Source organism: Microcoleus sp. PH2017_24_DOB_U_A, from assembly GCF_020738205.1.
Taxonomy (GTDB): domain Bacteria; phylum Cyanobacteriota; class Cyanobacteriia; order Cyanobacteriales; family Microcoleaceae; genus Microcoleus.
Genome location: NZ_JAEQCT010000016.1, coordinates 47,807 through 61,914, shown reverse-complemented (window position 1 = coordinate 61,914; position 14,108 = coordinate 47,807). Strand labels below are relative to the sequence as shown.

7 protein-coding genes are annotated in these 14,108 nt (G+C 42.6%); 4 read left to right on the top strand and 3 right to left on the bottom strand.

What is annotated here, in order from left to right; translation table 11 throughout:
- Nucleotides 1-261 precede the first annotated feature (261 nt).
- The 4 genes from JGK07_RS00965 (at nucleotide 262) to JGK07_RS00950 (ending at nucleotide 5,238) form a co-directional block, all read left to right on the top strand.
- Nucleotides 262-1,155 (top strand): RNA-guided endonuclease TnpB family protein, encoded by an 894-nt coding sequence (locus tag JGK07_RS00965; RefSeq protein ID WP_293241258.1) that lies wholly within the window; start codon nucleotides 262-264, stop codon nucleotides 1,153-1,155.
- Nucleotides 1,156-1,165: 10 nt separating this feature from the next.
- Entirely contained in the window at nucleotides 1,166-1,348 is a 183-nt protein-coding gene (locus JGK07_RS00960; RefSeq protein WP_363319142.1) for a zinc ribbon domain-containing protein, read from the top strand.
- A gap of 267 nt (nucleotides 1,349-1,615) precedes the next feature.
- On the top strand, nucleotides 1,616-1,891 hold the full coding sequence (locus JGK07_RS00955) for a hypothetical protein (RefSeq protein ID WP_293174912.1): 276 nt from the start codon (nucleotides 1,616-1,618) through the stop codon (nucleotides 1,889-1,891).
- Nucleotides 1,892-2,223: 332 nt separating this feature from the next.
- On the top strand, nucleotides 2,224-5,238 hold the full coding sequence (locus tag JGK07_RS00950; protein WP_293174915.1) for a PAS domain S-box protein: 3,015 nt from the start codon (nucleotides 2,224-2,226) through the stop codon (nucleotides 5,236-5,238).
- A gap of 290 nt (nucleotides 5,239-5,528) precedes the next feature.
- Here the strand turns inward: JGK07_RS00950 and JGK07_RS00945 are convergent, their stop codons facing one another.
- The 3 genes from JGK07_RS00945 to JGK07_RS00935 form a co-directional block, all read right to left on the bottom strand.
- Nucleotides 5,529-7,298, bottom strand: a complete 1,770-nt coding sequence (locus JGK07_RS00945) for an adenylate/guanylate cyclase domain-containing protein (RefSeq protein ID WP_293174918.1) — start codon at nucleotides 7,296-7,298, stop codon at nucleotides 5,529-5,531.
- Nucleotides 7,299-7,338: 40 nt separating this feature from the next.
- Nucleotides 7,339-7,734 (bottom strand): response regulator, encoded by a 396-nt coding sequence (locus JGK07_RS00940; protein WP_293155470.1) that lies wholly within the window; start codon nucleotides 7,732-7,734, stop codon nucleotides 7,339-7,341.
- 125 nt (nucleotides 7,735-7,859) lie between these two features.
- Nucleotides 7,860-13,949, bottom strand: a complete 6,090-nt coding sequence (locus JGK07_RS00935; protein ID WP_293195752.1) for a trifunctional serine/threonine-protein kinase/ATP-binding protein/sensor histidine kinase — start codon at nucleotides 13,947-13,949, stop codon at nucleotides 7,860-7,862.
- Between the last annotated feature and the right edge of the window lie 159 nt (nucleotides 13,950-14,108).

The window sequence follows — 14,108 nt, the reverse complement described above, 5'->3', positions numbered from 1 at the left end:
TCGGGCCTGGGCCGAGTGTCGATCGGGATTTTACCAGAGTTGCTGCCGACATTTGGCGCGCCCTGACCCAAATTTTTGCCAAAATGACAGCAGGGCGAAAAACTGTAACTAGATTGTTAGACAAAGTTGCCCATATGCGCCCGATCGTGGGTAGCTTTTGTCTTCTGTTAGATTTTCCATACTTGCTGCGGTGTCTGATATTGGTCACAATCAGACAGTGCAAGCAAGAAATATATGCCGCGAGCCAAATAAAGGAATGCCATGCTACTCGGATTTAAAACCGAATTAAAACTTAATGCCCGACAGCGAATACTGCTAGCCAAACATTGTGGGGTAGCTCGTCACGCTTGGAATTGGGGACTGTGGTTGACCAAAAACATTCTCGACCACAATAAAGCCAATCCCAACGAAAAACTCAAATTTCCTACAGCTATTGACCTGCACAAACTGTTGATAGCTTTGGTAAAATCAGAGAATGCTTGGTATTACGAGTGCAGCAAATCTACACCGCAGATCGCATTAATAGCATTGCGAGAAGCATGGAAACGGTGTTTTAAAAAGACTGCTGGCGTACCGAAGTTTAAGAAAAAAGGAAGGGGAGATTCTTTCACATTAGAAGGAACAGTCAAAATAAGCGCGAGCAACAAAATCCAAGTTCCTGTAATTGGCGTCATTAAAACTTATGAAAAGTTACCGCAAGTATTGACTAAATCTTGCACGATATCCCGGATTGCCGACAGGTGGTTTATCAGTTTCAGGTTTGATGTAGAACAACAAGAATCATGCCAAACAAATATTGTAGGAGTTGACCTCGGTATTAAAGCATTGGCTACTCTCTCAACAGGTGAAGTAGTTATAGGTGCTAAATCTTACAAAAAATACGCAGCAAAACTCTCAAGGATGCAATGGTTTAGTCGCCATAAAGTCATCGGTTCGAGTAATTGGCAAAAAGCACAATTCAAAATAGCTAGATTGCATAGAAAGATAGCTAACATCCGTAAAGATACGTTGCACAAACTAACGACATTACTTGCCAAAAACCACGGTGTAATAGTTATAGAGGATTTGAATGTATCCGGGATGATGGCTAATCATAAACTGGCTGCATCAGTTGCTGATATGGGTTTCTTTGAGTTCCGCCGCCAGTTAACCTAGAGCGTGCAAGTTGTACGGTTCAAAGTTGGTAATAGTTGACCGTTGGTTCCCAAGCTCAAAAACCTGTTCTAATTGTGGAACCAAAAAAGAAACACTCTCTCTGTGTGAGCGAATGTTTGAATGCAGCCATTGTGGTTTTAAGATTGACCGCGACTTAAATGCGGCAATCAATTTGTCAAAAACCGTCAGTTAGGCGGGGTTAGCCTGTGGACTGGACAAGTGCCGACACTACCAGGATGAAGCAGGAAGTAAACGAAGCCCCGAGGCATCCAACATTGCCTAATTTTGGGTCGCTTTGGGTAGGATTTATGTAACGGCTACAGAATTTATTCCACGAAACTAGCCCAATATGAATTTTTTGATACAACAATGCTCCCTCGGATTGTGACAATTTTAGATAGGGGCCTCATCTACTAAAGAGCGATCGACCGTCAGCTATATAATCTGCCAGCAAAAATCAATGGTAACTGGCACCATTGGTGGCAGCATTCAGCTAGAGTGGCGGATTGCTTGCAGCAAGTTTGCCAGCCGATGGGGCGATCGTCTAAAAAATCAGCAGTTGGTACTGTACTTTGGAGCGATCGTTGTCAAAGTCACTGCCGAAACAGGAAAAAACAGTTTACAGCTAATTTCAGCCTGTACAATTATTCCTCATTTATTCAGGAAGCTTTTAACAGACGAGTTTGGATCGAACGATCGCAACTTTCAGCAGATTGATTGGCAAATCCGATTTTGACAGTCATTTGTAGCTCAAAATAAAATAAACCCGACTGGTTAAACTTTCGTAACTCTACTAACAACTAACGGCGCAGTAGATGAAGTCAATAAATACAGCAGTGTCCGGAGAATCTCAGACTCTAGCCGTTCTCGATCGGATCCAATACACATATTCTGTAGGGACACAACACAGCGTTGTGTCCTGATATGTGTTGCAAGCAATTAAGGCTTGACAACAACGATCGCACGGCTCGGCGGTGGATTTATCGACTTGGCGATCCAGCATCTATACTACTAACAGACACTCAACAATATTGAATCTTTCACAAAAACACACCAGGGTATTCAAAAATGGCACACCAAAAATTAGCAAACAAAACGAACGACTGTAAATTAGAAAATAAAACGATAGAATGCCTGAATATAGAGGAGGCACTGCACCAAATGGAAGCAAAATATCAGAGTATGTTTGAAAATGCTGTTTCCGGCATTTTCCAAACAACCCATGACGGTCGCTACATCAGCGCTAACCCAGCTTTGGCTCGCATCTACGGATATAATTCTGCCGAAGAATTGATGGACAGTCTGACTAATATTAGCGATCAGCTTTACGTCAATCCCGATCGCCGCAATGATTTTATTTCTGCTTTGCAAGCAAAAGGCATCGTGTCAGATTTTGAGTCGCAGATTTATCGCAGAGATGGAACAGTAATTTGGATCGCGGAAAATGCCCGCGCAGTCCGCAACCCAGGCGGTCAATTGCTCTACTACGAAGGTTTTGTCGAAGATATTACCCAGCGCAAAAATGCCGAATCTAGGCTTAGAGAAAGTGAAGAACGCCTGCGAATGGTAATAGAAGGTGTTAAAGATTATGCTATATTCATGCTAGATACTAAGGGGTATGTAGCAAGCTGGAATTCGGGAGCCAAAAGAATTTTAGGGTATGAATCTAGCGAAATAGTTGGGAAAAATTCTGAATGCTTTTATACGCCTGAAGATATTGCAATTGGCAAACCCCAAGAAAAATTAATCACAGCTAGCGAAAGAGGTAGATATCAAAGTGAAGGCTACCGGTTCCGCCAAAATGGCTCCCGATTTTGGGCGAAGATTATTGTGACTCCTTTGCGGGATGAAAGCGGAGAGTTGCAGGGCTTTTCTCAAGTAATGCAGGACATTACTAACCAAAAGCGGGCTGGAGAAGAAAGAATGCAGTTGATTGCTTCTTTGCAAGCTTCAGAAAAAAAGTTTCGCACTCTGTACGAATCGACGACAGATGCGGTAATGCTGCTAGACGAAAAGAGTTTTTTAGATTGCAATCCGGCTACTTTAACTTTATTTGGATGCAGCAGTGAATCGGAGTTTTGTGGCAAGCATCCTTCGGAATTTAGCCCGCGGCTGCAACCGAACGGGCAAGATTCTATGAGTCTTTCTCTAGAGCGAATTAATACGGCTATGGAAACAGGAAATAGTCGTTTTGACTGGGTACACTGCCGTTTGGACGGTTCAGAGTTTCCGGCGGAAGTGCTGTTAACTTCTATGGATATCGGCGGCAAAATGCGGCTGCAAGCCGTGGTGCGCGATATCACTTATCGGGTGGAGGCAGAGGTTGCTCTGAAGCAGGCTAACGAGGTATTGGAATGCCGGGTTAAAGAGCGGACAAGTCAGTTGGAAGAAGCTATTAAAAGGTTGAGTTTGTCGGAGGAAAAGTTTTCTAAGGCTTTTCGATCGAGTCCAGATCCAATGACTATTACTACTTTTGCTGAGGGTCGTTTTATAGAAGCTAATGATAGTTTTTTATCGATAACTGGTTACAGTTTAGAAGAAATGACCTGCAATACAGTAGCGGGATTAAATATTTGGGTAAAGCCTCAAAACAGACTTGATTTTAGGCAATTGCTGCAAGTACAGGGTGTTGTTCGCAACGCCGAATGCGAATTTCGGGTGAAGTCGGGATCGGTGGTGGTGTGTTTGGTGTCAGCCGAATTGATTCATTTGGAGGGGGAACTCTGCGTGCTCGTGGTGATGACAGATATTACCGATCGCAAACACGCAGAAGAAGCCCTGCGGGAAAGCCAGCGCGCCTTGTCCACCCTAATGAGCAATTTGCCGGGGATGGCCTACCGCTTTCGCAACGATGCCGATCGCAGTATGGAGTTTGTCAGCGAAGGCTGCTATCAATTATCCGGCTATTCTCCCGAAGAATTTATCGGCACCCCGCAAGTTTCTCTATCGGAATTGACTCACCCGGACGATCGCGAAATCTTCTGTAATGCCGTAGAAATTGCCCTGCGAGAAAATCGACCATATCAGTTAAATTACCGCATAACTTCTAAAAACGGGGAATTAAAATGGGTTTGGGAGCAAGGTTTGGGAGTATATTCCGACTCAGGCGAATTGCTCGCTTTGGAAGGGTTAATTACTGATATTTCCGAACAAAAACGCAGCGAGGAAGCTTTGCTGCGATCGCAAACCGAGTTAACCCAGCAAAAACTTCAGCTCGAACATACTTTACAGGAATTGCAGCAAACTCAAGCAGTATTAATTCACACCGAGAAAATGTCTACCCTCGGTCAAATGGTAGCCGGTGTTGCTCACGAAATTAACAATCCCGTTAGTAGCGTCTGCGGCAATCTCGTCCACATAGGTCACTATACCGAAGATTTGCTGAATTTAATCGATATGTACCAGCAGCACTGCCCACAGCCACCGGCATCAATTCAACAGAAAATTGAGGATATCGAGCTAGATTTTCTCTTAGAAGATTTGCCAAAAGCTATCTCTTCGATGCAGATTGGAGCCGATCGCATTCGGGAAATTGTGCGATCGCTCAGAAATTTCTCTCGCAAAGACGATTCTCAAATGACCAAGGTTAATCTACACGAAGGCATTGAAGGAACGCTGCTAATCCTGCAAAGCCGCCTGAAAGCCCGAGGCAACTATCCCGAAATTGCCGTAATTAAAGAATATGGCAACTTGCCTTTAGTTGAGTGCTATTCCGGTAAAATCAATCAGGTGTTTATGAATTTGATCGGAAATGCGATCGACGCGATCGAGGAATACAACGCAGGGCGATCGGTTCTCGAAGCCAAAGCTAACCGCAGCAAGATTAAAATTAAGACGGAAGTCCAAAACTCCAATGCTGTAATTCGGGTTTCTGACAACGGCCCCGGTATGCCCGAAAAAGTTTGCCAGCAATTATTCGAGGCCTTTTTTACCACCAAACCCGCAGGCAAAGGCACCGGTTTGGGCCTGTCCATTTCCTACAGAGTCCTCCAAGAGCACGGCGGGATGCTGACTTGCGTGTCTGCACCAGGGCAAGGAGCCGAATTTATCATCGAAATGCCGATCGAGCAAATTAGTCAGTAGTCAGTAGTCATTAGTGCGAGCGTCCCCGCTCGCGAACGCTATTAGTGCGAGCGTCCCCGCTCGCGAACGCTATTAGTGCGAGCGTCCCCGCTCGCGAACGCTATTATTAGTGCGAGCGTCCCCGCTCGCGAACGCTATTAGTGCGAGCGTCCCCGCTCGCGAACGCTATTAGTGCGAGCGTCCCCGCTCGCGAACGCTATTAGTTATTGATTATTGCGAGATATTCAAAAATAACAAATAACAACTGCCAACTGTCAACTGTCAACTGTCAACTGTCAACTGTCAACTAACTACTGACACCTAGCCAAATAAATTCGAGCCACCCTATCCCCCGGATTTTGCCGCAAACAATCAGCAAATAACCCCGCCGCTTCAGTAAAATTATAGATATTGTACAAAGACAAAGCCTCAGTAAACACTGGCAAAGTAGCCAACTTCCCCGCTTTAACGAACGGCAAATCTGCATCAAAAACCTCATAAACAGTAACCCATGCAGACTTCCCCTTAACCTGAACCTTATCAATCACGCGAATCCCATAATCAGCAGGATTTCTCAAGCCATCGACAGTCTGCTGAGTAATTAACAGCGGCACCTCGTAATTCTTCGTCAAACTTTCAATCCGAGCAGCCAAATTAACCGCATCGCCAATCACAGTACCGTCCATCCGATTGCGTCCGCCAACAGTACCCAGCATCAAAGAACCAGTATTAATTCCCACCCCAATCTGGATCGGCACATCGCCCATAGAAACGCGATATTGATTGTATTCAGCAAGAGTATGCAGCATCTCAATCCCCGCTTTCACAGCATTGTCAGCGCCCTCGCTAAACAAAGCCATAATTGCATCGCCAATATATTTATCAATAAACCCATGATTTTCCACAATCAGCGGTTCCATATAACTCAAATATGAATTTATAAATTTAAAATTATCTTGCGGTGTCATCTGTTCCGAAATCGTTGTGAAATCGCGAATGTCAGAAAACAAAATCGACATTTCCAACTCTACCGCATCTCCCAATTTAACATCAACAATACTGTCATATCCCAAAAAAGATAAAAACTGATTTGGTACAAAGCGACTTGTCGCCTCAGTGATTTTTACTTCTGTATCTAGCGCCAGTTCCAGATTACTATTAACTTGAAAAAGTTCTGTAATCAGATTTTTGCGCTCGGCTTCAGCTTTTTTGCGATCGGTAATATCTAGAATGGTATTAATAGCATAAGTAATTTTTCCGGTGCGATCGTAGATAGGAGTTGCCGAAATTTCTAAGGGAATAATTTTGTCGCCGTTGTGGACTTCTACATCGTCAGCAGCGGCATTTTCTCCTCTCAACGCCCGCACAACTGGCAAGTCTTCAGGAGGATATTCTCGATCGGTGCCTGCTCGATAAGTTTGATAAACCTCTGACAATTGTTCTGAATTTATATCCGGCACCACTCCCTTACCAAATATCTCTTTGGCTTTATGATTGATATAGTAAACTTTGCCCTCAGCATCCAGCACCCCCACACCAATTGGCATTGCTTCCAAAAACTGTGTCAAGCGATTTTCGTTTTCATTGAGTTGGGCAATCAGTAATGCTTGGTCAAAGTTTAACTTTGCCAACTCGCTATTCATTTGCTGGAGTTGGGCATTTTGTTCCGCCAACAGTTTGTTTTGATGGTAACTATTGACAGCTTCTTTTACCGTCAAACTCAGGTCTTCTTGCTGCCAGGGCTTGGCGATATAACGATATAAATTTGCATTTTTGATAGCATTTCCTACCGCTTCAATATCTGCTTGTCCTGTGAGCATGATTTTCAGAGTTTTGGGTGAAATGATATGAACTCGCCTTAACAGCTCATCTCCATTCATTTCAGGCATAATATGGTCGGAAATAATTAACGGGACTTCATAGCCATCGTCTAGCAATTCCATGATTAATTCTAATGCTTCTTCCCCACCTTCAGCAATTTCGATGATATAATCATTACTGATTGCCTCTTGAAGTTCTGCTTTCAGACTTCGGAGTACAGTTTTCTCATCATCAACACAGACAATTACTTGTAGAGCCATAATTGAGACCGACCGGATTTAATAGTTTTCAACAACTCGGCTATAGTTGCGCTAAACCAGATTTAATCGTTTCCAACAGTTCGGCTTCCGACCAAGGTTTAGACAAACAGCAATGGAGATTCGCTTCGTTCTTAGCTCGGTTAATCGCTGCTTCGTCAGCTTGACCAGTTAGCATAATTTTAATAACTTTGGGGAATTTTTTGTGAATCCGAATCAGCAGCTCATCTCCTTTAATTCCCGGCATTAGCCAATCAGAAATAATCAAAATAATACTTATATCTTCCTCATTAAGTTCTTCGATTAACTCTAGAGCTTCATCCGCATCTTCCGCTCCTTCATAGAGGTAATCACTACCGAATGCTCTTGACAGTTGCGTCCTCAGACTATTTAACACAATTCTCTCATCATCAACACACAAAATAACTGGCTTAGACATTATTTTTTATCCTCTATGATTAGCGATATAACTCTGTTGGTAGGGTGAGAACTGCACACCTTACCGCTACTAATAGTCTTGCAAACCAGCTTATGCTTCAGTCCTGATATTGGTACATTTCATAATTATACTCTAACGTTCGGCAGAAAAACATTAAATGTAGTTTCACCTGGAATTGATTCTACCTCAATCCTTCCTTGATGTTTTTCCACAATCTTCTTCACAATGTCCAGTCCCAATCCGCTGCCTTCTCCTGCGGGTTTAGTAGTAAAAAATGGCTCGAATATTTTCGCCTCGATCTCTTCAGGGATGCCTTTGCCACTGTCAGTAACGCTAATCTTTACCTGATCGGATTGCTCCGTCAATCCAATAGTTAATGTGCCACGATTATCCATTGCTTGCAAAGCATTGTGAACGAGATTTGTCCACACTTGATTTAGTTCATCTGGATAGCATAGTATCGGCGGTATTTCGGTATAGTTTCTGACTACCTCAACTCCTTGTTTGAGTAAATTTTGATAGAGAGTTAAGATGGTTTCGATCCCTTCAGCAATGCTGGCTGTTGTCTTAGTGCCTGCCTGTTCGTAACGGGCATAGGTTTTTAAGGCAAACACAACTTTTGATGCTCGATCTGTAGCTGTATTGATAGTAGCGATGCCTCTTTTTAATTCAGACAGTTTGTAGGCGGTTCCTAGGATGTGCAAACTATCCGGTTTTTGGAGTAGCAGGAGACAAGTTTCGATACGATCGTAGATCCCCATCACAACTAATAGATCTGCAACAATATCGGCATTCTCAATCTCTAATTCTTGCAGTTCGCTTCTTAAAGCTCTCTTCAATTTGCGTTCTTCTTTGGTTGATAGTATTGATTCTTGTTGGAGAGATCGCTGAAGTAATTCTGAGAATTTTTGCCCTTCTTCTGGAGAGAAAGATTGAAAAAGTGCTGGCAAATGTTCCAGAGTTTGATCCAAGAACTTAGACACATTTCCCGCTGAAGAACGAATTGCACCCAAGGGTGTGTTAACTTCGTGAGCAACTCCCGCCACAAGTTGTCCTAAAGCTGCCATTTTTTCTGATTGAATCAGCTCTTCTTGGGTGGTTTCGAGCTGTTGGAGAGTATCGCTTAGTTCTTGATTTTTCTGGTACAAAGCTGCTTCAGCCTGCTTGCGATCGCCAATTTCTCGCCACACCGTATGCAGAATTTCCTTACCATCTACAGGAATTACAGTCAGCAATACTTCCACCCAAAAGTCTTCTCCGTCGCTGCGCCGGTGCATCCATTCAAAGCGATAGCTACCTCGCGAAAAAGCAATGGCTGTGATTTCCTGGGCTTTTTCAAAAGAGTTTCTACCGTCTGGTTGAATCTCCGGAGAAAGTTGAGCCGGCGGCAAGGAAAGAAGCTGTTTTTTGTCATTGCAACGCATCATTTTGACCGTGGCGGGGTTGCAGTCGATAAAAACATCTCCATCTAAAAGCAAAATTGCATCGGCGGATTGCTCGTAAAGTTGTCGAAAACGAGCTTCTGACTGCTGGAGTTCTTGGGTGCGTTCTTCTACTTTTGCTTCTAAATTGGCATAGAGTTGGGCATTTTCGATCGAGATGGCAGCTTGAGAAGACAATAATTGTAGAACTGCTAATCGATCGAGAGTAAATGCACCCACTGTCAGGTTATTTTCTAGGTAAAGGATACCGATCGCCTTTCCTTGATGTTGAATAGGCAAACACAATACTGATTTTGGTTTGTGCTGACTTATGTATGGATCGTTAATATTTTTAATGGGAGATTCTGGTTGGTTGATTTCCTCGAACAAGTCGTTAAAAATGACATATTCTTGAGTCCTAAAAACATAGTTGATGACGCTTCGAGGTAACTTATCGCTAGTTTCAATAGGAATTGACTCCAGAACTTTTATTTCTGCAACACCGCTAATTCCGGTAGCTTCAATTACTAAATTACCTGCTTTTTGCAAAATAAAATTGCCTGTTTCTGCTCCGGCATTTTCCATCACTACTTGCATTAAAATTGACAGCAATTTGTCAAGCTGAATTTCTCCTGAAAGTGTTTGAGATGCTTTCATGATTGTCCCGAAGTCCAGGATTTCTGAAACACTGGAACTCGTGGATGAGATAGTTCCAGACTTCATTAGCACAATTGTTTCGTCTGTATGAATGCTCTTTTTCTGGTTCAGGATTGGGGCGAGCAATTGGGGATACCGTTTTTCTAGATCCTCAACCTTTGCCTTTGCACCCCAACGCGCATAAGCGTAGTAGGCGTCGGTTAAGTAAACTGTGCCAACTTTATCTTTACCCCAAGCGAGATAGAATTTAGCCGCGAGTTCCTGGGCTAGTGCTTCTTCGTTGAGATAACCGTTTTCTTTGGCGAGGGAAATGGCGCGATCGTACAATTCGATCGCCTCTAATTTTTCCTCTAAAACTCGATGCCGTTCTGCCTCTACTAGATAAAATTTATGTAGATAATTCATCGGGGCATGATTCGCCCATTTTTGCATTTTCTCCTGATTGGCGATTACAGTTTCGAGGATTTGTTGTTGTTCCGAAATCTCTCGATCGGGATACACCGCCAACTTAGACAGAGAATCATAGGTATAAAAAATCGGTACTAATATCGAAGCTACTCCTGCATCTAAATACTCTTCTGCTCCGGCAGAATGCTCAATGGCTTGGTGGTAGTCACAAAAAAGATAACAAAGGATTAACTTATTTAAGAAAAAATAGTAACACGCTATTCTGTAATTATTGGCAATATGAATCGGTAACATTTTTGCTTCATCACAAGCTGAACCGATTAAAAAGCAAGGATTATCCGTCCTTTCCAGTAAGTTTAATACAACTTGATGGTAAATTTGATGCAATTGAAGAATGCTATCCTGATTCATCTTGTCGATCGCATCACCGTAAGTTTCCATCTCTAGTTTCACGCTTGATAGCTCGACCGATCCACTAAAGAATAAATGGTAGCAATACCTGTGGGCAGAATAGCAAGCGTGTTCTAAATCTCCTGTCTCTAAACCGCTAAAGTAAGAAGCTAGAAAAGGTTTTAAGGTCTCTGTAATATGCTGTTTCCAATGCTTGATAAAGCAAGCTTCTACAAACAGCGTCATAGATTTGAAAGGCTTAGTATCGAGTTTTTCGAGTAGATTTAGTGCAAGTTGTCCAAATTGATAGCCCGATTCTAACTCCCCCATGACTCCGCAGAGAATGAGTCCATAATTAGCATAGGCATGAGTATGAGTTGGTGCATTACCATATTTAAGGGCTAATTGAATTTGTTTAAAAGTAATGAGAGGTAGCAAAACTGGAGTGACCATGTAAGCAGAAGGACAGAGTTGTAACAGCATCTGAGTTGCTGCCAGTTTTTGCGGGTCACTCATGTCAGGTAAATCAATTAAGTCATGAATCGGTTTTTCTTGTAAAGCCAATTGCGTCTTTTCAAAAGCCAAGGGAATTTCTGTCAGTTCTGGATCTTTAGGTAGATCTATCCCCAAGAGTTTGAGAATGTCTAACCCAAAATTCAAAGATTGTTTGAGTTGGTTCTGCGCTTTCAAAGCTTGAATTTTAACTTGATAAGTTTTGATTTGATCTAAGAGCGTATTTGCCTTTTCCAGGACTATTTCTGCCAATGGCTCCATTTGCTCAAAATCACCATTCAGATACATCGCCTCTGTGGCTTCTTCGTAAAGTGCTAAACTCAGGTTGTAATGATTCTGCCAACACTCAACATCCAGGAGTTCTATGCCTAAAGTTAAATATTTTTCAGCAGCCGCGTAAGCCGTGGAAGATTTAGCTTTACGTCCAGCTATTAAATTTAATTGAGCAAGCTCATCTCGTTTGATTCGATCGGTAATTAACTCCACCCCGATATTTAATTGGTTGACAATATCAAAAATCTTCTCTTCTTGTTCTGCTTCTGGCGTATTCCTCAACAACAATTGTCCGATTTCGAGGTGGGTGGACTGTTTCTGGGATTCGGGAATCAGAGAATATGCCGCTTGCTGCACTCGATCGTGCAAAAATCTGTAGGGAACCGATAACTCCGATCCTTGAAGAATTTCAATTGATTCAGATTTCTGAAAAAATTTATATACTTCACTGGTGGGAATAATTAATCCTTCTTGCAGTGCTAGCCACAAATCGGCTGCTGTTTCCGACTCGGATTTTTTGGAGACAATTGCTAGCGTTGCTAAGTCAAATTGATTACCTACACAAGCTGCAAGTTTTAAAGCTTGCTGAGTATTTTCAGGCAATTTCTGCAACTGAATTGCCATAAACTCGACGACATCATCAGTCCAAGAAAGCGCCCTCAATTTGGCAATGTCGCACTGCCACCCCCCCCTTGCCCCGGGGGTGAAATCAAATGATATAAATCCATCGCTGTGCAAAAATTGCAGAAATTTAGTTGCAAAAAAGGGATTGCCTTTGGTTTTGGCAAAAATCAATTCCGTCAAAGGCATTGCTCTTTCTATTGGACAAGAAAAAGTATCCGCAATTAGGCAATTTAGGGAAGTTAGGTTGAGAGGTGCTAAGGTAATTTGATTGACTTTCAGGACGGGTGGATCGATATCCTGCTTTTCTAGAGAAGATGCTGACGAATTAGCCTCTACTTTCCTAATCTCACCCAATGTCAACATTAGCGGGTGAGCCGGAAATACTTCGTTGTCTCGATATGCTCCCATTAACAACAGATAGCGGGTATCTGTTTCGCTCATCAACAATTGCATCAATTTCAAAGAAGCTGAGTCTGCCCACTGCAAATCATCCAAGAAAATTACTAAAGGATGTTCTTTGGTGGCGAATACTCGGATAAACTTGCCAAATAGCAAATTAAAACGATTTTGAGCTGCGACTCCTTCTAGTTTGAGGACTTCTGGCTGCTTACCAATTAGGTGTTCTAATTCTGGGATGACATCGATAATAACTTGACTGTTTTCACCCAAAACCCCTAATATCTTGACTCGCCATTTCTGCACCTCGCCAGCACTTTCGGTGAGTAATTGTCTGATTAAATTCTGGAATGCCTGCACCCAGGAAGAGAAGGGAATATCCCGCTTAAATTGATCGAATTTTCCTTTGATGAAGTAACCCCGTTGGCGGACAATGGGTTTGTGAACTTCATTGACAACGGCGGTTTTTCCAATGCCGGAAAATCCCGCTACTAACATGATTTCGATATTGCCTTCGCTGATGCGATCGAAGGCTGCTAATAGGGCTTTAACTTCAGTTTCTCTACCGTAGAGTTTTTCGGGAATGACGAAGCGATCGCAAATATCCCGATTTGCCAATACAAACTCGCTAATAGTCCCATTTTCTTGCCATTGCTGCGAGCATTTTTCTAAGTCGTAGCGCAGCCCAGCAGCACTTTGATAGCGTGATTCTGGAGTTTTTGCCATCAGTTTCATGATGATATTATTCACCATCACTGAGATAGCTGGAACCAGATTGATTGGCTCAGTTGGCATTCTGGCAATATGACAGTGGACTAACTCCATTGGATCGTTAGAGTCAAAGGGCAATTTCCCTGTTAGTATTTGGTAAAATGTAACTCCCAACGAGTAAAAGTCGGTACGGTAGTCGATACCCCGATTCATGCGTCCCGTTTGTTCTGGGGACATATAAGCTAGGGTTCCTTCTAAGACGTTTGGATTTTGGATTTCCTGGTTTTCTCTGGGTAGAAGTGAGGAAATGCTGAAGTCAATTAATTTAACTTCTTTAGTTTCCGGGTTAATGATGATATTCTGGGGCTTGATGTCTTTGTGAATAATTCGGTTGTGATATAGTCCTTCTATGGTTTTGACAATCTGAATTGCGATCGGCAAAAATTCATTTAGCGGTAGAGGCGAACTCTGGAGGGAGGAAATGTCAGATTTACTGGATTTGATATTCTCCAATTGCTCTGAATTAACAGTATACTCAGCGAGGGAAATACCTCCAATATCCTCGGTAATCAGAGCAAAAGCATTCTGATAGTTTAAGAGTGCAATGGGTTTGAGAATTCCCGGAAGGTCAAGATTTTTGGTGATCGTGTACTGATTCCGAAACTGTATGAGTTCGCTAAAAGTGGGATATTCACTCCATAACAGTTTGATAATTACTTTTTGGTTTGACTCAGAAACTCCTCGATAAACCTGGGTTCTAGAGCCATTATAGATTTGCTCGGTGAGGTGATAGCCGGGAATTTTTAACATATTATCAGTCATGGTGAAGAGGTTAAATCAATATTCTGTAGATGCTATCGGAGGCTGAAAATGATAAAGCGGTAAGGTGCATATTGCACATCTTACAGAGTAGAGTTTATGCGCCCAGAACAATTAATCCAAAATTCTTGGCTGTTCAAATTTTAGATGCTCTGGCTGAAA

Coding starts and splice junctions, on each gene's coding strand:
- JGK07_RS00945 (WP_293174918.1), bottom strand. CDS start 7,298: ATGGCTCTACAAGTAATTGTCTGTGTTGATGATGAGAAAACTGTACTC.
- JGK07_RS00940 (WP_293155470.1), bottom strand. CDS start 7,734: ATGTCTAAGCCAGTTATTTTGTGTGTTGATGATGAGAGAATTGTGTTA.
- JGK07_RS00935 (WP_293195752.1), bottom strand. CDS start 13,949: ATGACTGATAATATGTTAAAAATTCCCGGCTATCACCTCACCGAGCAA.
- JGK07_RS00950 (WP_293174915.1), top strand. CDS start 2,224: ATGGCACACCAAAAATTAGCAAACAAAACGAACGACTGTAAATTAGAA.
- JGK07_RS00955 (WP_293174912.1), top strand. CDS start 1,616: ATGGTAACTGGCACCATTGGTGGCAGCATTCAGCTAGAGTGGCGGATT.
- JGK07_RS00965 (WP_293241258.1), top strand. CDS start 262: ATGCTACTCGGATTTAAAACCGAATTAAAACTTAATGCCCGACAGCGA.